Genomic DNA, 18,118 nt, shown 5'->3' on the forward strand with positions numbered 1-18,118 from the left:
TGGATGACAGTGGTCACGGCTAGGCTGGAAAGCACGAGAAAGAGGAGCCGAGTGGCGACACGACCTGCAGCATCAAGCCGCGCAAAGTCCTCAGTGGCAATCCCGCAGCTCAGCTGGAATCAGGTGCGCCCAGCCCCGATCGTGCTGGTTTCGGGCACGGAGACCTTCCTGGCTGAGCGCGCGACGCGTCAATTGCGCGACTTCCTGAAGTTGGAAGACCCCAGCATTGAAGTCAGCGATATCCAGGCCGACAGCTATGCGCCTGGCGAACTCCTGACTCTCGCGAGCCCGTCGCTGTTCAATGAGCCCCGGCTCATTCGCGTCGCATCCGTTGAGAAGTGCAGCGATACCTTCCTTGCGGAAATCCTCGAGTACATCACGAACCCAGCTGAAGACACCTACGTGATTCTTCGGCACGGCGGGGGAGTGCGTGGCAAGAAGTTGCTCGACACCCTGCGGAGCGGCGTCGGCGGCGCCGTGGAGGTCGTCTGCGCCGAACTGAAGAAAGACGCCGAGAAGTACGAGTTCGCGTCAACGGAGTTCAAGGTCGCCGGCAAGCGGGTCACGGCCAGCGCACTGCGTTCCCTCGTCGCTGCCTTCTCCGACGACCTCGCCGAGCTGTCGGCCGCCTGCCAGCAGCTGATTGCGGATGCCACGTCAGAGATCACCGAGACCACGGTCGACCGGTACTACGGCGGTCGCATCGAAACGAACGCGTTCAAGGTGGCAGATTCGGCCATTGCCGGCCGCCGCGGTGAGGCGCTGATCACCCTGCGTCACGCCCTGTCGTCCGGTGCCGATCCCGTGCCGATCGTCGCTGCGTTCGCGAGCAAGATCCGCACCATGGCGAAGCTCTACGGCGTGCGCGGCGGCAGCGGGCAGCTCGCCTCGCAGTTCGGGCTCGCACCGTGGCAGGTCGAACGAGCCCAGCGCGACCTGCGCGGCTGGACCGACGAAGGTCTCGCCCGCTCGATCCAGGTCCTGGCCGAAACGGATGCCAGCATCAAGGGCGCAGGACGCGACCCGGTCTTCGCCCTCGAGCGCTTGATCGGCGTCATCGCCCAGCGCGGCGATAGCTAACCCCTACCCGCCCCCTGACGCGCTTGCTAGGGCCCCGGCCGCACCCCGCCGCATCCCGGTCTGTGGTCGAACCGGTTCCCGTCGGCCTGCGCGATTCACCACCTCGGTGGTCGAGGAGCGAGCGCCAGCGAGCGTCTCGAGACCTCGCAGGCCGTCCTTCAGAACCCCTGGGCCACGCATCCGCTCGCCGAGAATCGCCGCTACGACCGAGAGTCGCCGTTGCAACAGCGATTCTCGGCGGAAACGGCGACTCTCGGCGGGAATGAGGCCGAAAGAGGGCCGTGACCGACCATATGGTTGCCCCGCGGTTGAGGCGTCATGTGCTCGTCTCGTGATGCGGATCATCGCGAAGCAGCGGATACCGCGAGGCGACCTGTCACGGATGCCGCGCGGTGACCTGCCAACGGATGCCGCGGTGCGAACTGTCACGGATGCCGCAGTGTCGCGAAAACAGGACGAATCGTGCTTGTGTCATCGAAAACAGGACGGATCGCGCTCTCTGGGAGAACTGTTCCTGTTTCTGCGACAGCCGTGCGCAAGCACCCCCGCCGGTGGTCGAGGAGCGAGCGCCAGCGAGTATCTCGAGACCTCGCAGGCCATCCTTTAGAACCCCGGCTCACCAGGGTCTCGAGACGGCCTGGCGGCCTCCTCGACCACCGGGTGGTCGAACTCCGCCCTTTAACGCACAAAACCCCCGCCTCGAAAGACGGGGGTATTGAAATCGCCCGAAGGCGAGAGTGCTATTTAGAGGGAAGCAACTGCCTTGGCAATTGCCGACTTCTTGTTAGCAGCCTGGTTCTTGTGAATGACGCCCTTGCTGACGGCCTTGTCAAGCTTCTTCGAAGCGAGGGCCAGGCTGGCTACAGCCTTGTCCTTGTCGCCTGCGGTTACAGCTGCGCGGGTCGTGCGGACGGCGGTCCTGACCTCGCTCTTGACGGCCTTGTTGCGGTCCTGGGCCTTCTTGTTGGTGCCAATACGCTTGATCTGCGACTTGATGTTTGCCACGTTTATACGCTCTCGTTCGGTTCTAATTGGATGTGCCGCTAGACGGTAGAGGGGCGTTTCGCGGCGAAAGTCGTGTGGGGTGGGACCCATCACGCAAGTCAACAAGCAACGTTATCAGTTATTTGGCCTTGCCGACAATCGAGGGCGCCGGATCCTGACGGAGCGATGCATCCAGTTCCGCCGCGATGCGGCGCAGGGCTGCCGTGAAGCGTTCCGGCTGCGACAGGCTGGCCAGGTGAGACGCCCCGCAGACGATCACAAGCCGCGCGCGCGGGTTGGCCGCCAGGAAGCGTCGCTCGTGCAGCCGGAAGTGGTCGAATTGCCCGTTGAGCAGCCACACCGGCCCTGGATACGCGGCAAGATCACCCAGCGGATCGAGCGCTCCGGTCGCCGACAGCCCAGCAGCCATCACGTCGAGGGCCACCCCGCCGGCCAGCACGTCGGCCGCGGCTTCTGCGGGCAGCGTGCGTTTCACGATCGTGGTGTGCAGCCAGAGCCCCTTGTCCGGCATCCGGTGAATGAGATCGGCCAGCGCGAGGTATCCCCGGAGCGGCAACCCTAGGGGCAGCGCGGCGCAGTCGGCGGCAACGAGCCCGCGTACCCGCTCAGGGTGGGTGGCGGCGTACGCCGTGGCGAAGTATCCGCCGAGCGAGAGGCCCACCAGCATCACGGGTTCGCCTGGCTCTGCGACGGCGTCGATTCCGGCATCGATGGCGTCAAGGGCGGCATCCACTGAGAACTCTGACTCGAGGTTAATGCCGTGGCCGGGCAGGTCGATTGCCAGCACGCGATAGCCGGCCTTGTGCAGCGCGTCGACCTGGTGTCGCCACATGGTCGAAGAGGCACGGATGCCGTGCACGAGCACAATCGGAATGCTGTCTGTCATCTGCACACCTTTCAGCCGGTGGTCATGAGGTGCCGGCGAGGTGGCACCCCACGTGCAGGCTACTGCGGGTTCCTGATCGTGCCGAGGGCCCTGGCCTGCACGACGGCGGCCGTGCGCGAGCTGACGCCGAGCTTGGTGAAAATGTGTACGAGATGCGACTTGACGGTGGCTTCGGAGAGGAACAGTTCCTGCCCGATCTGTCGGTTCGAAAGCCCAGCCGCCACCAGCGTCAGCACCTCCGTTTCGCGCAGGGTCAGCTGCGTCTCCGGCTCCCTGGTGCTCGGATCGAGCCGGGAGGCAATGGCGGGCGCGAGTGCGCTCTCGCCGGCAGCGGCAGCGCGAACGGCTGCGACGAGTTCGGCAGGGGGCGCGTCCTTCAGCAGGTATCCGCTGGCACCGGCCTCGACGGCGCCCAGGATGTCGGCGTCCGTGTCGTAGTTGGTCAGCACCAGCACGTGCGGAGGCTGGGGGAGCGCCCGCACGCGCCGGGTGGCTTCAGCGCCCTGCAGGGTTCCGCCGAACTGAAGGTCCATCAGCACGACGTCGACGTCGAGCTCTGCGGCCAGTTCGACGGCATGTTCCGCTGTCGATGCCTCAGCGACGATGTCCATGTCGGGCTCGGCGGAGAACAACGCCCGCAGGCCGGCGCGCACGACAGGGTGATCATCGGCGATGAGCAGGCGGATCATGAGAACTCCGTATTGAGTGGGGTGGCGGCTGGTGGCGCGTCGACAGGCGGCATGGACAGGTCGGCCGGCGCGTCAGTGAGCGGCGCGTCGGTGAGCAGCACGTCAGCGAGTGGCGTGTTGATCGACTCGTCGAGCGGGAACGTGACGGCGATGGCGGTTCCGCTGCCCGGTGCCGACTCCAGCACGAAGGTGCCGCCGAGCTGTTCGACCCTGGCACGAATCGCGCGCAGGCCGAATGAGTCCGGCCGCCCGGCCAGTTGCGGCCCTGCCGGATCAAACCCGACGCCGTTGTCGACGATGTCGAGGGCGATGGAGTCAGGCATATAGCTGAGCGTGAGCTCGGCCCTGTCTGCACGGGCATGCTGGGCCACATTGGCGAGCGAGCCCTGGGCAATGCGCAGCAGCGTGGCCTCGAGGCGCATCGGCAACGGCACTGGTTCGCCGGTGACGTGGACGATGACCGACAGCCGGGCTGCTCCAGGCTCGCCGCTCACGGTTTCAGCGGATGCCGACACCCCCTCAGCCAGCCGCGCCAGGGCGGCGGGCAGCGTCTGGGCGTCCAACGCTGGCGGCGTGAGTTCCCGGATGAAGCGGCGGGCCTCCTGCAGGTTGATCGCCGCGGTCTCCCGCGCAAGTCGCAGGTGTTCGAGCGCCGTGGCATCCGTCACCGTACGCTCAGCGGCGTGCAACAGCAGCTGGATGCTCGACAGACCCTGGGCCACCGTGTCGTGGATCTCCCGCGCCAGGCGCTCCCGCTCTGCGGCGGTGCCTGATGCCCTGGCCGTCGCGGCCAGCTCCGCCCGTGTATCGATGAGGTCGGCAATGAGCGCTTGCCGCTCGACGGCCTCGTGCAGGAGGGCGCGATAGCCGAGGCCAACCGCCACCGCGGCACCGGCGCCGATAAGAGGCCCGAGCGTGGCACCGAGGTTCCAGCCCAGGTGCCAGGTGAGCGCCCAGATCGCCAGGATCACGCTGACGGCAACGGTCGGGATCGCCCAGCGCAGCGGGAGAACGTGGAGTTGCAGGAAGAAGAGGGGGAAGACGATGTACGCGGCATCGGAGGCCAGCAACGTGAACGCCAGCCATTCGATTATCAGGACCAGCAGCCACACCGGCACGATCCAGCGGTCGGCGCGCACCGTGAGGAGCACATTGCCACCGACATACGTGGCGAGGAAGACAACTGCGAGCGTGATGACGAGCGCTGGATACGGCCAGACGCCGAACGCCGCGCGCAGAATCACGAATGCGGTGAGCCCAACGATCAGCATGTGCAGCGCAATGCGCAGGCCCGTCAAGACGGGAGTCAGGGCGGAATGCGGCAGCCTGCTGATGAGCGTGGCATCTGAGGTGGACATCGCGATCAGCCTAACCAGCGCACGTGTGAGCGAGCATCCATCAAAAGAGTGAATCCCTGTTGCCGGCCGCACGTGCGAAGTTCGAAGCGAGCTGCGGCGCTCGAAGTCGCCCTCTCATGGGACAATGGGCAGATCATGTCACCGAGAGCTCACACAGCGCTTGAACCGGCCGCAACTGCCCCCGAGTTCATCCGTAACTTCTGCATCATTGCCCACATCGACCACGGCAAGTCCACCCTTGCCGACCGGATGCTGCAGATCACGGGTGTCGTCGACGACCGTTCCATGCGTGCCCAGTACCTGGACCGTATGGACATCGAGCGCGAGCGCGGCATCACGATCAAGAGCCAGGCCGTTCGCATGCCCTGGGAGCTCGACGGCAAGACTTACGCGCTCAACATGATCGACACCCCTGGTCACGTCGACTTCAGCTACGAGGTCTCGCGGAGCCTTGCGGCCTGCGAGGGTGCCATCCTGCTCGTTGACGCAGCGCAGGGCATCGAAGCCCAGACGCTGGCCAACCTGTACCTGGCTCTCGAGAACGACCTCACCATCATCCCGGTGCTGAACAAGATCGACCTGCCGGCTGCCGACCCCGAGAAATACGCCAAAGAGCTGGCCAGCCTCATCGGTGGCAAGCCAGAAGACGTGCTGCGCGTGTCAGGCAAGACCGGCATGGGCGTCAGCGAGCTGCTCGACCTGGCCGTCAGCCAGATCCCGGCTCCCGTCGGCGACCCTGACGCACCGGCTCGCGCCATGATTTTCGACTCCGTGTACGACAGCTACCGCGGTGTGGTGACGTATGTGCGCATGATCGACGGTGAACTGAAGCCGCGCGAGAAGATCCAGATGATGTCGACGCGTTCCACGCACGAGATTCTCGAGATCGGTGTGAGCTCTCCCGAGCCCACCCAGAGCAACGGACTCGGTGTCGGCGAGGTCGGCTACTTGATCACCGGTGTGAAGGACGTGCGCCTGTCGAAGGTCGGTGACACCGTCACGACGGCGGCCAGGCCCGCGACCGTTGCCCTTCCCGGCTATACCGAACCGCAGCCCATGGTCTTCTCCGGTCTTTACCCGATCGAGGGAAGTGACTTCCCCGTCCTGCGCGAGGCGCTTGACAAGCTCAAGCTGTCGGATGCCTCCCTCGTCTACGAGCCCGAGACATCCGTTGCCCTCGGGTTCGGATTCCGCTGCGGATTCCTGGGCCTGCTGCACCTCGAGATCATCACGGAGCGCCTTGAGCGCGAGTTTGACCTCGACCTGATCGCCACGGCGCCGAGCGTGCCGTACGAGGTCACCACCGACGACAAGCGCACCGTCACGGTCACCAACCCGAGCGAGTTCCCGAGTGGAAAGATTTCCAAGGTTGAGGAGCCGGTCGTCAAGGCCGCTATTCTCGCGCCGAAGGATTACGTCGGCGTCATCATGGAGCTCTGCCAGAGCCGCCGAGGCGTTCTGCTCGGCATGGAGTTCCTCGGTGAGGACCGCGTCGAGATTCGCTACACGATGCCGCTCGGTGAGATTGTCTTCGACTTCTTCGACCAGCTGAAGAGCCGTACCGCTGGCTATGCTTCGCTCGACTACGAGCCCACCGGCCAGCAGGAAGCCGACCTGGTCAAGGTTGACATTCTGCTGCAGGGCGAGCAGGTCGACGCGTTCAGCGCCATCGTGCACCGCGACAAGGCATACGCATACGGCGTGCTGATGACCACGCGCCTGCGCGAGCTCATCCCTCGCCAGCAGTTCGAGGTTCCGATCCAGGCTGCCATCGGCGCACGCATCATTGCGCGCGAGAGCATTCGCGCCATCCGCAAGGACGTCCTTGCCAAGTGCTACGGCGGCGACATCAGCCGTAAGCGCAAGCTGCTTGAAAAGCAGAAGGAAGGTAAGAAGCGCATGAAGATGGTCGGCCGCGTGGAAGTTCCGCAGGAGGCCTTCGTTGCAGCTCTTACCGGAGACACGGAGAAGAAGGACAAGAAGTAGCAGCTGGTTTTCGGTGGGCTGTCTGGACTGGGTCCAGGCAGCCCATTGTGCTGCGTGCCGGCACACGCGACCAACGCCAAGGGTTCGTCGCATACCCTTAGAGCTAGTAGTTCAAGCGCAAGCGGGAGTTTTTTCATGAATCAGCAGTTGTCGTTCGTCACGCAGTCGGGCCTCGCCCGTACAGACGGTCGGGACGTACTCTGATGCGCCGCGCAACCTTCACCGATGCATCTGTTACCTACGGTGCGATCGGCGGAACGCTGGCTGCCGACCTCATGACGTTCCCGCCAGCCGGGTACCGTCCGGCCGAAAGCACGGTGAAGCTCGGTAGCGGCAGCGACCGATTCAGGGCGGCAGCGACGTCGCTCATGACCTGGGGCGTGCAGCGCGGAAGCGGCATGGAGGTCACCGACCTTGAAGTCGGCACCGGCGTGCAGTATGCGGGGATCGCGTTCAACGAAGACGGCTCTCCCTCGCGCGACCAGCGGCATCCGGTCAATGAAGCGACCTTTGCCGATGACGGCACCCCATACATCGCCAACGGCATGACGGCGAAGCTGTCCATCAAGGCAGGCCCGTTCAATGTCGTCGCACCGGTTCGCGTGGTCTACGTCATCGACGAAGCCAACAAGATCGGCTTTGCGTACGGAACCATGGCCGGGCACCCGGAGAGCGGCGAAGAGTCATTCGTCGTTGAGAAGCTCGAAGACGACTCCGTCTGGCTGACCATCCGGTCGTTCTCGCAGCCCAGCACGCTGAAGTACAAGCTGGTGGCGCCGATCCTCCGGTACCAGCAGGCAAAAATCACAAAGCAGTACTTGCGGGCGTTGCACCCCGCGTCTGGAGCGTAAACCACGTGCCAAGTGCACTTCCCCTCGGCGACCCCGCACCTCTCGACGGACTCCTTCCGGCATCCGCCGCGGTTGGATCCGCTGAACGCGATTTCGGCGTCTACCTGCACGTGCCGTTCTGCCGGGTGCGCTGTGGCTACTGCGATTTCAACACCTACACGGCCACCGAGCTGCGCGGCGTCAAGCAGAGCGATTATGCCAGCCAGGCCGTGATCGAAGTCGAGTCAGGTGCCCGGATTCTCGCCGAGTCCGGTGTCGCCCCTCGGGAGGCCGCGACCGTTTTCTTCGGCGGTGGCACGCCGACGCTGCTGCCGGTCACTGACCTGGTCAAGATGTTCAACGCCATCCGTTCCAATTTCGGAATCGCCGACGGCGCAGAGGTGACGACAGAAGCCAACCCAGACTCAGTGGATGCCGCCTACCTCGCTTCCCTCGCTGAGGCCGGCTTCACCCGTGTCTCGTTCGGCATGCAGTCTGCGGTGCCGCGCGTGCTCGCCACGCTGGAGCGCACCCACGATCCAGAGCGCATTCCACTCGTCGTGCAGTGGGCCAGGGATGTCGGCCTCGATGTGAGTCTCGACCTCATCTATGGCACGCCGGGGGAGTCGCTCGACGACTGGCGCACGAGTCTTACGCACGCGATCGCGCAGCGCCCAGACCACATCAGCGCATATTCGCTCATCGTCGAGGAAGGCACCAAGCTCGCCCGGCAGATCAAGCGCGGCGAAATCGCTCCCGTCGACGAAGATCACCAGGCAGACCTCTACGAGATGGCCGACAGGATGCTTGAGGAGGCCGGCTACGGCTGGTACGAAGTCAGCAACTGGGCAACGGATGTCGACCACAGGTCACGCCACAATCTCTCGTACTGGCGCAGCCAGGACTGGTGGGGCGTTGGCCCCGGCGCCCACAGCCACGTCGGCGGACTGCGCTGGTGGAACGTCAAGCACCCGGCAGCGTACGCAGACCGGGTGCTCGCCGGACACTCGCCAGCTGCCGGCCGTGAGACCCTCGACGACGCAACCCGCGAGGTCGAGCGGGTTCTCCTGACCAGCCGCATCCGTGAGGGTATTCGCATCGACTCGCTGTCGGAGCGAGGCAGGCTCGAGGTCGCAGGACTCATCGCAGACCAGCTGGTCGATCCGCGTGCTGCACTCTCTGGCACGGTTGAGCTGACGCTCACCGGTCGCTTGCTCGCGGATGCCGTGGTGCGCCGCCTGCTCGCTGACGACTAGGGCATCCGGTTCCCGCCAGGGTCCGGTCTGAGTCTGGTCTGAGAACCAAGGACGTGACAGTCGCTATCCCAGTCACCGATCCGTGAGCCGACCGACCTGGGCGGCAACAAGATCGGTTTCGTGAGCGAACCGAGCTGAATCCGTACAGCCAAAGCTCACCGCAGACGAGGCACAATAGCCAGAAAGCACCTCTAGTCCCGAAGCAGCTCTCTGATCGGAGGACGCATGACGAACCGCGATGACACCCAGGACGAACCAATTCAGGCCCAGCATTCTCAGCCGGAAGACGCCAAGGTGGCGGGCATTCTCAGGCAGCAGGAAGCGGATTTGGCCGGCCACGACGAGGCGAAAGTCATGGAAGCGCTGCGTGAGAGATTCGCGAACGGCGGGCACCAGATCAGCGAAGCGGATCTCCAGGAGCACGCGCATCGCATTGCCGGGCTCGAACCGAATAAGTTCTCAGGGGCATGAGTTACTCCGTAGGCGGCTGGTCCGGGTGAAATCCCACGAGCTTGTGTGAGCCATCGCAGAACGGTTTGATGGTCGATTCGCCGCATCGGCAAAGGGCAATGGTCTTGCGTGTGACGGGCACAGGATCTCCCCCAGCTCCAACGATGTCGACGCTGCCGCGGATGAGAAGGGGGCCATCGGCGCACACGGTGATGAGCGGATGCAGGCTCTCCCGTCGCTCGTCGCCCGTCGGTTCTGCAGCGGCGTCCTGCATCTCGTCGTTCACGTCAGTGTCCCTGCTGTATGTGTCCCTGCTGTATGTGTCCCTGCTGTATGTGTGGCAACGCGTTCCCGCAGCTGCCGCAGCGGGGTAGCGGCACGGCGAAGCCGTCCGGCTCCATACCGGGGCCCGCCGAGCACGCGAAGGCCAACGGCCAGCCACATGCAGATGGCGCGCTCCAGCATCCAGAGGGGAACCCAGGCGGCACTCGTCCAGGGAAAGACGGATGCGCCGTTGGCTCGCCGCCGACCCCACTCACCCACGGCACACGCCACGACGACGCCAACGAGCATCCGCTGGGGTCGTCTGAGCGCCCACAGCGTCAGCGGCAGCAGGGCCAGCTCTGCAACGAGACGCAGTGGCTGGGCGAAGTCGTCATAGGCCTGGCGGATGCGTTGGCCGGCGAAGTGGCCAACGGTGGGCGGAATCCTGCCCACGAACAGGTCGGCAACCTGCGCCTCCCGGCCGCCTGCTGCGGTCACAGTGCGGATCAGTTCCAGGTTCTCGAAGAGGACGTCACCGGCGTATCCGCCGACTGACAGAATGCGGTCGCGCCGCACGGCGAGGGTGCCAGGGTAGTCGGCGCCGAGCGCGCGGTTCACGAGAGTGCGCCCCGTATCCCAGCGGGCGTGCCAGGGGAGGCTGGTGAAGAAGTTCTGCGGTCGCACCACGTCGGCGTGGTCCAACGCCGTGACGATTCGGGTGAGCCCAGGCAGGTCGTAACGAACATCGTCGTCGGCGATGACGACGCGATTGCCGTCGGCCAGATTGGTGTCGGCGAGGCCGAGGCCGGTCATGACACCGGCGACCTTGCCATTGTTGCCTGGCCACGGATCCGGACGAACGTGCCGAACGAACCCAGACCACCGGTCGTGGTGGTCGTCGAACATGCCGCCGGGCGACCCGTCAACGACGGTGACGGCGATCCACCCACTGAGCGTGTGCAGGTAGTCGGTGAGCTCGTCTATGCCGCGATCATCTCGCCAGAGGAGCGGCAGTACGTAGTCGGCCGGCAGGGGCGAGCTCATGATGCCGAGGGTGCGGGACGTGCTTGCGGGGCGAGCGGAGTGCGCAGGGAGGACCGCCCAGAGGTCCATGCGTCGAGAACTTCTTGCCCAGCCAATCCGTCTACCGTCAGGCAGGCGCTCGCACCGAAGAAGATGTCCGCCAGCAGTGCCGGCTGGTCCTCTGCGAGGCCACCGGCGAGTTCGCGACCGGCGATTTGTTCGTGCACGGCATCCGCTTCAACGTGCTCGTCGAAATAGTCCGTGACGTTCTTCTCGAAACCCAATCGGCGGAATCCATTGCCGATGAGCCGGTTCGGGATTGACGAGGTCATCTCGAACGCAGCCAGGTGGCCAGCGATGGCGCCACGCAGTCGACGGTTGAGGCCGAACATCGACATCATGTTCATCGACGCCAGGGTGAGCGCGGAAACCTGGTCGACGTACGCGCCGTAGCGAGCATCGAGCCCAAGCTCTGTCATCGTGCGGGCGAAGATTGCGGAGTGCATCCGCTCCGGGCGCCCGCCTCCGTACTCGTCGGCCTGAATCTCGACCAAGGCAGCCTTCGCCTTGCCGGTGAGGCGGGGAATGGCCCACGAGTGCGGGTCGGCCTCCTTGAGTGTGTAGATGGAGCGGTAGATCACGAACTCCACGAGTTGGTCTGCCGACGCACGCTGCGCTACGAATCGCGCGAGGCTGGGCCCCGAATCCTTACCCGTCAGCCGAAACAGTGCGGCAGCGACCGACTCGGCGTCGGCCGGGGGCAACGGCGGTATGACCACGGAATTCCGCAGTTGCCGCTCGAACGTCGCCTCGATGCTGGCACGGGCGGCGAGTGTTGCCGGATGCCATTCCCAGGCATCGTCGACAGTGCCAACGTCTCCATAGAACAGGCCGTAGAGCACGAAGAGCGTGAGCTGCAGGTCATCGTCGCGGAGGAGGTCGGTGCTGTCCGCCAATGCGCGTTCCAGCTCCGCCTGGAAATCCGCTAGGTCGTCAGTGACGGATGGCGGTTCGGCGAGAGCGACCACAAGCCGCCCGCTGAGTGGGCCGCGTGGTTCGAAGGGGAAAGCGATCGCAGTGGGCAGGGTCTCTGTGGTCTGGCTGCCTGGGGTGTCCATGGGCCCAGAATCCATCCGGCGTCAGCAATGGTCAAGCCCGGCGTGTGCCGTCGTGCCCTGCTTCGCGTCGATCGTGCCCTGCTTCGCGTCGATCGTGCCCTGCTTCACGTCGATCGTGCCCTGCTTCGCGTCGATCGTGGCTTGTGGCGCCACTCGACACGTTGCATGTCAGCTCACTGCGCGCCACGAGGGCGCCGATCTTCTTTTCGTCTGCCGCGGTCAGCTCCGCAAGGGCGAATGCAGTTGGCCACATGGTGCCGTCGTCGAGGGTAGCCACGTCATTGAAGCCGAGGGTCGCATACCGCGTCTTGAACTTCTCTGCCGGCTGGAGGAAGCAGACGATCTTGCCGTCGATGGCATACGCGGGCATCCCGTACCAGAGCTTGGGTGCGAGGTCTGGTGCGTTCTCCGTGATGACGGCATGGACTCGCTCTGCGAGGGCACGGTCTGCGTCCGGCATGTCCGCGATTGCTGCGAGAACGGCCTTCTCGTCCTGCGCCTTCTTGTCGGAGTCCTTGCTGCGACGTTTCTCTGCTCTGAGCTCAGCGGCACGCTCCTTGATGGCGGCCCGTTCCTCCTCAGAGAATCCCTCGGCCGGCTCACTTTTCGCCGTGGATGTTGCAGTGGACTTCTGCTTCTCAGCCATCGCGGTGCACTCCTTTTGTTGACTCGGTTCTGCGTGTTGAACCGGTTCTGCGTGTGGACTCGGTTCTGAGCGTGAACTGGTTCTGCGTGGGGCAGCGGGTGCCCCGGCTCCACTCGACCACACCGCGGGCCGAACGTAAAGCGTTGGGGTGCGCAGTGGCATCCGCCAATTTCTGTCTGGAGCGCGATACCGTGTGACCACACAGTCGTCAGCGAGAGGATCGCCTCATGCAGTTCGTTCCCGGACCGATCGAATGGCCGCCGGCGCCGTTGTCATTCGACGACGCTGTTGCAGAGTTCGGCGGCCGCGTGGTCACTTTTGCCCCGCAACGGCACATCGAACAGGCGGGCGTCAATGTGGAACGCACGAATGGCGAGATTTCCGCGATCGCGGTGCATTACAGCGTCCTTGTCAATCCGGACGATCGGGATGATCCCGCCAACTTTCTTCGACGCGATGACGCACACAACGACGGGCATCTGCTGTCTGCCGAGCGCGCGGATGGGCTGCCTGACTGGGTGCGAGAGCGGATGCTGCGCTCCAGGTACCCGATGCTGTGGGAAGCCGTGCGCACCTCGACCACCACTGATGCGCTGTCGTGGGGTTCCTATGCTGCGGCCCTTGCGCAGCACCTCGATCACGTCTGGCGGAATGCCTCTGCTAATGGTTTGGAAGCGGATCCATTTTCGGCTCAGGATGCGACCGATCCAAGCCTCGCTCTGGAGCACTCGATCGAGATCGACGGCCTGCCCGTTGCCGGAATCCGAATTGAGCACCGTGGATACCGGGCGCACGGCGCAGTGCTCGGTGACCGCGTGCTGAGCGTCGTACTCCCCGCCACGCTGCCAATGGAGCCGGACCTGCGCTTCGTCTCGGCAGGCTAAGTGAGTCTTCGCGCTTGGTTCCGGCGGTCGAGGAGCGAGCTCTTGGTTGAGTAGCGAGGTCTCCGTTGTCCGAGGTCTCCGTTGGTCGAATCCGTTTGTCGAGGAGCGAGCGCCAGCGAGTGTCTCGAGACCCTTCTCGCCGAATCAAGCGGCACGGCGGACTCAGACGACCGCGCACCCCAAGGGGGCACCGGCAGCGGGGTACGCGGGTTGAACGCAGCAATGCGCATGTTGCAGCTACCGCGCCGCCGCGTTCGACCCCCGCGGCGGGTCCCACCGGCCACCTCGACACGTAGCGCCGCCCACGAGAGTCAACTGGGCGACGGGCCGTCGTGATTTCATCGGGGCGCGCGAAAATGCGGCTGGCGCGCGATAAACCGCGCGCCAGGCGGGAAAACGCGCGCCAGAGTTCGGCGCGGTGACCGAACGCCTATTCTCGCTCGCACCTCGCACCTCGCACCTCGCACCTCGCACCTCGCACCCTCGCACCCTCGCACCTCGCACCCTCGCACCTCGGGGCCGATAGCGGCCCGCCCTCCGGAACATCTACCCGAACATACTTACGACTAAGCCCTGGCTGGGATTGAGAAAAGCTCGCCTATCTGTTCTAATACTGGTAGTATTGAGGCATGCTCACAATCGAGGAATCCCGCTCAGTGAAGGACATGCTGCAGGATTTCACGGCGGAGTTTTCGGAGGCCCAGCCCTGCGCCACGGTGCGCGTCGACAGTGATGATGATCTGGTCGAACGTGCCATCCAGGCGGAGCAGGCCGGACGGATCATCGACGCGTACCGAGTGTCGTTGGCCGCCGAGATTGAGGAGCGGTCGCGGAAGACCCTGGAGGTCTCCGAGCGGCTGTCATCCAAGCGCGGATGCCGGAGCGGCACCGAGCTGTTGGAACGGCTCACAAGCGTGTCGGCGAAGACCATCGCCAAGCGCATCCGGTTGGGCGACCACGTCCGCACCCAGTACGGGTTGGACGGGGCGGCGTTCCCGGCGAAGTTCCCGGCCGTGGCGGTCGGGCTGGCCAGTGGGCTGCTCGGTCGGGACAGTGCCGAAGTGATCATTGCGGCACTTAGCCCGTTGCGTGGCCGGATCGCGGTCGGTGAGATCCAACTCGCCGAGGAAGCCCTCGTCTCAGCGGCGACGGGGCAACCGATCGGGCCGGGCGACGAGGCCACGACCCCGGTGGCTGCGGATGAAACGCTGCTGCAAGCGCAGGTGTGGAAGGCATTCATCGACCCGGACGGTCTTGAGCCCGATGAGAAGCGGGCGATGTTGAACCGCGGGTTCCGGCTCGGCACCGAGCGCGACGGACTCATCCCCGTGTCGGGAGCGTTGATGCCGGAGACGGCCGCCAAGTTCCAACGGTTGATGGATGCATACATGTCGCCGCGGACCGCGCAGGTCAAGTTCCTGACTGTGGAGGAGCAGGAGCAAGAGATCGACCGGGACGTGCTCGAGCACGACGATCGGACCCGCGACCAGCTGCGCCACGACCTCTTCACGATGATCGTTGACACTGCCGCGCGAAGTGCCGAAGCACCCTCGATTGGCGGGGCCGCCCCGACCGTGCTGGTCAGCGTGCGGCAGGAAGACTTCCTGGCCGGCACGGGTGCCGGTCACATTGATGGGCAGGTGGCACCCATCTCAATGCTGACGGTGGAGCAGATGGCGTGTGCCGGGGGAGTGCAACCGGTCACGATCAATGCGAAGGGCAAGATCATCGAACTTGGGGTCACCGACCGGTGCTTCTCCGGCCAGCAGCGCCGTGCAATCACCCTCCGGGACGGCGGCTGCATCATCCCGGGCTGCCAGAGCCCGGCCGCGTGGGCCGAGATTCACCACGTCATCCCGGATGCGCTCGGCGGGCCCACCGAGGTGGGTAACGGAGTGACCCTGTGCTGGTTCCACCACCGAACGATTCACCGGTCGGGGTGGCAGATCCGGATGGTCGACGGGGTGCCGCAGGTGAAGGCCCCGATCTGGATGGACGGGCAGCAGCGGTGGCATGTGGCCACGAAGTCCCCGACCCGGATGGCAGACCAACTCGCCGATAGACGTGATCATCCGCAAACGGGCTGAACAGAACCGACCCGGCCGTGTCTGTATTGGTCCGAGACCCCACCCGGTTGAATGATCAGGACCCGCGTGAAGCATGCTCCTAGGGGGCCCGAGCGCGCACCGGGCGCACCGTGGGCCGCGAGCGCGCGTTCACGTTCTGCTCCGACATCCGCTCAACGAAAGAAGCCGCTCACCAGATCGTGACCTGGTGAGCGGCTTCTTCCGCGTGACCGCCGGTGCGGCCTCACACGAGAGTGCGAGCTAGCTGACGAACTTGATCGACAGCGGGTACACGTACGCCTCGCCCTTGTTGGCAGCGACTGCGGCCATGATGCTGAAGACAATCGTCACGACCCATACGGCGAAGACGATCAGGATGCCGATGAAGACGGCCGTCAAGATGGCGCCGATGATGTACGCGATCAGCATGGTGAGCTGGAAGTTCAATGCCGCAGCGGTGTGCTGGCGAATGAACGGGCCGCGATCCTTGAGGACCAGGTAACCGATCAGTGCGGGCAGCAGCTCGAAGAAGATTCCGCCGATGTGGATGAGCGTCGCCCAGAGCTTTTCGTCAGCCGGGCTGAGCTGGCTGGGAGACTGGTACGGGTTGGCGGGAGGGGGTGGAGGTGCATCAGACATGGTGTCTCCTTTGGCGCTGGGATCGTATGGCGCTGGATCGCGCACGGGGCGGGCAATGATGACGTGCAGTGAAACGCGGACATGCGGAAAACGCGGTGATGTCCAGTCAATACAGTACAGACAGAGCGAGACGCAATTGGGGACGAATACGCGTGTCTGGCGTGGCTACGTCATCCGCGGGCTCCGTGACCACTGTTTGGTCAAGCCCGTATTGGTCAAGCCCGTATTTGGTAAAGCCGGCTATCCGATGAAGCGGATGGCGTACGGGTAGCGATAGTGGTACCCATCCTTCGCCTTCATGAAGCCGAGGATGGAAAAGACGACACCGAGGATCCAGAGCACCCAGAACAACAGGCCGATGAACGAGATCAGGCCGAAGGTCACGACGGTCACGATGAAGCTGACGACGTAGATCACCACGTACCCGATCGACAGGGTGATCTGGAAGTTGAGTGCTTCCTTGGCTTCCACGTTGGTGAACGGACCGCGCTGTCTGAAGACAAGCCAGATGATGAGCGAGGGAAGGAACCCCAAAATACCGCCCAGATGAGCCAGGGACGCCCACTGCCGGTCGTCCATTGTCGACAGGGTGGTATTCGGGTTCGGCGGAACGTAAGACTGCCGGAAGCCGGGCGGCGGCTGTTCCTCGCCGTCTGGCGGTTCTGGGGGAGTCTGTGCATCCGGATCAGTCATGATCGCGCCTTTCAGACGATTGCACGCTCCAGGCGGTCATGCCAATCTCGCGCGCCGTTCTGTATGCCAACGCTACTGCGGTGAAACTCCGGTTGGCAATCAATGAAGGCACAGGTAGACGCGATATGATTGGCACTCAGTCAATGCGAGTGCTAACGCGAAGAGTATGCGAGCGCCGACGTGAACGCCGAGTGAAGAGGGGACTGTAACAGCATGGTTTCCGAACGCAGCCTTGAAGTCTTGCGCGTCATTGTTCAGGACTACGTCGCCTCCCGCGAGCCGGTCGGATCGAAATCGATCGTCGACAGGCACTCCTTTGGCGTCTCGGCCGCGACAATTCGCAATGACATGGCCCTGCTCGAAGAAGAAGAACTGATCGCCGCACCGCACACCTCGTCGGGGCGCATCCCCACCGACAAGGGATACCGGCTGTTCGTCGATCACCTCGCCAATGTGCGCCCGCTGACTCCAGCTGCGCGCCAGGCGATCGAAACCTTCCTCGGTCAGTCCTCCGACCTCGACGAGGTCCTGGCTCGCAGCGTGCGACTTTTGTCACAGCTGACGAAGCAGGTCGCCCTCGTGCAGTACCCGTCGCTGTCCCGCGCCCGCGTTCGCCACGTCGAACTCGTGCCGCTGACCGATCACCGAGTGTTGTCCGTGCTGATCACCGACTCCGGTCGGGTTGAACAGCGCGTCATCGACCTGCCCCGTGCTGTCGATGAGCAGCAGCTTGCCTCGATCCGTGCCCGGCTCAACCAGTCTGTCGGTGGGTCGACCATGACAGAGGCAGCCAAAACGCTGACGGATGCCGGCGACTTCGGCCCTGCCGTAGAAGCCGATCTGCTCGGCGTGATCGTGTCCACCCTCATCGAACAGGTCGGGGCGAACCGCCACGACCGCCTGGTGATGGCAGGAGCTGCGAACCTGGTGCGCACTGAGGAAGACTTCAGTGGCAGTATCTACCCCGTGCTCGAAGCGATTGAGGAGCAGGTTGTCCTGCTTCGCCTCTTCGGTGAGATGGTGGCCGACCAGCACGGTGTCTCGGTGAGCATCGGACGTGAGAATGCGTCATTCGGGCTGGGGGAGACATCCGTTCTCACCAGTGGATACACCTCAGCCGGCGGCGACCTGGCCAGGCTGGGTGTGCTCGGTCCGACTCGCATGGACTACTCGAACAACATGGCTGCGGTACGCGCTGTTGCCAGATACCTCTCCCGTCATCTCGGTGAGAACTAGCTTTTATAT

The 18,118-nt window shown here is 64.4% G+C and carries 18 protein-coding genes; 8 read left to right on the forward strand and 10 right to left on the reverse strand.

Annotation, left to right across the window (positions count from 1 at the left end; genetic code table 11):
- The first annotated feature begins 51 nt into the window (after positions 1 to 51).
- On the forward strand, positions 52 to 1,080 hold the full coding sequence (holA, locus tag AC25Z0_RS03565) for a DNA polymerase III subunit delta (protein ID WP_488132333.1): 1,029 nt from the start codon (positions 52 to 54) through the stop codon (positions 1,078 to 1,080).
- Between the two features lie 744 nt (positions 1,081 to 1,824).
- Here holA and rpsT read toward each other — a convergent pair.
- The 4 genes from rpsT to AC25Z0_RS03585 all read right to left on the reverse strand — a co-directional run bounded on the left by rpsT (position 1,825) and on the right by AC25Z0_RS03585 (position 5,018).
- Entirely contained in the window at positions 1,825 to 2,085 is a 261-nt protein-coding gene (gene rpsT / locus AC25Z0_RS03570; protein WP_488118885.1) for a 30S ribosomal protein S20, read from the reverse strand.
- A 118-nt stretch (positions 2,086 to 2,203) separates the two neighbouring features.
- Complete coding sequence (locus AC25Z0_RS03575) at positions 2,204 to 2,971, reverse strand: alpha/beta fold hydrolase (RefSeq protein WP_488132334.1); 768 nt, start codon at positions 2,969 to 2,971, stop codon at positions 2,204 to 2,206.
- 59 nt (positions 2,972 to 3,030) lie between these two features.
- A complete protein-coding gene (locus AC25Z0_RS03580) occupies positions 3,031 to 3,660 on the reverse strand; it encodes a response regulator (protein ID WP_488132335.1) in 630 nt (209 codons plus the stop codon).
- A complete protein-coding gene (locus AC25Z0_RS03585; RefSeq protein WP_488132336.1) occupies positions 3,657 to 5,018 on the reverse strand; it encodes a sensor histidine kinase in 1,362 nt (453 codons plus the stop codon). The genes AC25Z0_RS03580 and AC25Z0_RS03585 overlap by 4 nt, the downstream gene beginning before the upstream one ends.
- 135 nt (positions 5,019 to 5,153) lie before the next feature.
- Between AC25Z0_RS03585 and lepA the strand changes: the two genes are divergently transcribed.
- The 4 genes from lepA to AC25Z0_RS03605 all read left to right on the forward strand — a co-directional run bounded on the left by lepA (position 5,154) and on the right by AC25Z0_RS03605 (position 9,561).
- On the forward strand, positions 5,154 to 7,004 hold the full coding sequence (lepA, locus tag AC25Z0_RS03590) for a translation elongation factor 4 (protein ID WP_488118889.1): 1,851 nt from the start codon (positions 5,154 to 5,156) through the stop codon (positions 7,002 to 7,004).
- Between the two features lie 203 nt (positions 7,005 to 7,207).
- Entirely contained in the window at positions 7,208 to 7,855 is a 648-nt protein-coding gene (locus AC25Z0_RS03595) for a DUF1990 domain-containing protein (protein WP_488118890.1), read from the forward strand.
- A gap of 5 nt (positions 7,856 to 7,860) precedes the next feature.
- Positions 7,861 to 9,090, forward strand: a complete 1,230-nt coding sequence (hemW, locus tag AC25Z0_RS03600) for a radical SAM family heme chaperone HemW (protein ID WP_488132337.1) — start codon at positions 7,861 to 7,863, stop codon at positions 9,088 to 9,090.
- Positions 9,091 to 9,315: 225 nt separating this feature from the next.
- Positions 9,316 to 9,561 carry a hypothetical protein gene (locus AC25Z0_RS03605; RefSeq protein ID WP_488132338.1) on the forward strand — a complete coding sequence of 82 codons (246 nt, stop codon included), beginning with the start codon at positions 9,316 to 9,318 and terminating at the stop codon, positions 9,559 to 9,561.
- 1 nt (position 9,562) lies between these two features.
- Here the strand turns inward: AC25Z0_RS03605 and AC25Z0_RS03610 are convergent, their stop codons facing one another.
- The 4 genes from AC25Z0_RS03610 to AC25Z0_RS03625 are packed head-to-tail and all read right to left on the reverse strand — an operon-like array spanning position 9,563 to position 12,591.
- Complete coding sequence (locus tag AC25Z0_RS03610) at positions 9,563 to 9,826, reverse strand: CDGSH iron-sulfur domain-containing protein (RefSeq protein ID WP_488132339.1); 264 nt, start codon at positions 9,824 to 9,826, stop codon at positions 9,563 to 9,565.
- Entirely contained in the window at positions 9,823 to 10,848 is a 1,026-nt protein-coding gene (locus tag AC25Z0_RS03615) for a glycosyltransferase family 2 protein (RefSeq protein WP_488132340.1), read from the reverse strand. The genes AC25Z0_RS03610 and AC25Z0_RS03615 overlap by 4 nt, the downstream gene beginning before the upstream one ends.
- A complete protein-coding gene (locus tag AC25Z0_RS03620; RefSeq protein WP_488132341.1) occupies positions 10,845 to 11,945 on the reverse strand; it encodes an iron-containing redox enzyme family protein in 1,101 nt (366 codons plus the stop codon). The genes AC25Z0_RS03615 and AC25Z0_RS03620 overlap by 4 nt, the downstream gene beginning before the upstream one ends.
- A gap of 31 nt (positions 11,946 to 11,976) precedes the next feature.
- Positions 11,977 to 12,591 (reverse strand): iron chaperone, encoded by a 615-nt coding sequence (locus AC25Z0_RS03625; RefSeq protein ID WP_488132342.1) that lies wholly within the window; start codon positions 12,589 to 12,591, stop codon positions 11,977 to 11,979.
- A 227-nt stretch (positions 12,592 to 12,818) separates the two neighbouring features.
- On the opposite strand from AC25Z0_RS03625, the gene AC25Z0_RS03630 reads away from it, so the two are divergent.
- Both AC25Z0_RS03630 and AC25Z0_RS03635 read left to right on the forward strand, forming a co-directional pair.
- Positions 12,819 to 13,475 carry a hypothetical protein gene (locus tag AC25Z0_RS03630; protein WP_488132343.1) on the forward strand — a complete coding sequence of 219 codons (657 nt, stop codon included), beginning with the start codon at positions 12,819 to 12,821 and terminating at the stop codon, positions 13,473 to 13,475.
- A 629-nt stretch (positions 13,476 to 14,104) separates the two neighbouring features.
- Positions 14,105 to 15,562 carry an HNH endonuclease signature motif containing protein gene (locus AC25Z0_RS03635; protein WP_488132344.1) on the forward strand — a complete coding sequence of 486 codons (1,458 nt, stop codon included), beginning with the start codon at positions 14,105 to 14,107 and terminating at the stop codon, positions 15,560 to 15,562.
- Between the two features lie 240 nt (positions 15,563 to 15,802).
- Here the strand turns inward: AC25Z0_RS03635 and AC25Z0_RS03640 are convergent, their stop codons facing one another.
- Both AC25Z0_RS03640 and AC25Z0_RS03645 read right to left on the reverse strand, forming a co-directional pair.
- Positions 15,803 to 16,180, reverse strand: a complete 378-nt coding sequence (locus AC25Z0_RS03640; RefSeq protein ID WP_488118900.1) for a DUF4870 domain-containing protein — start codon at positions 16,178 to 16,180, stop codon at positions 15,803 to 15,805.
- 240 nt (positions 16,181 to 16,420) lie between these two features.
- Complete coding sequence (locus AC25Z0_RS03645; protein WP_488132345.1) at positions 16,421 to 16,873, reverse strand: DUF4870 domain-containing protein; 453 nt, start codon at positions 16,871 to 16,873, stop codon at positions 16,421 to 16,423.
- A gap of 213 nt (positions 16,874 to 17,086) precedes the next feature.
- Between AC25Z0_RS03645 and hrcA the strand changes: the two genes are divergently transcribed.
- Complete coding sequence (gene hrcA / locus AC25Z0_RS03650; RefSeq protein WP_488118902.1) at positions 17,087 to 18,109, forward strand: heat-inducible transcriptional repressor HrcA; 1,023 nt, start codon at positions 17,087 to 17,089, stop codon at positions 18,107 to 18,109.
- Positions 18,110 to 18,118: the final 9 nt, after the last annotated feature.

The sequence above is a fragment of the Leifsonia sp. Y862 genome (assembly GCF_057669585.1).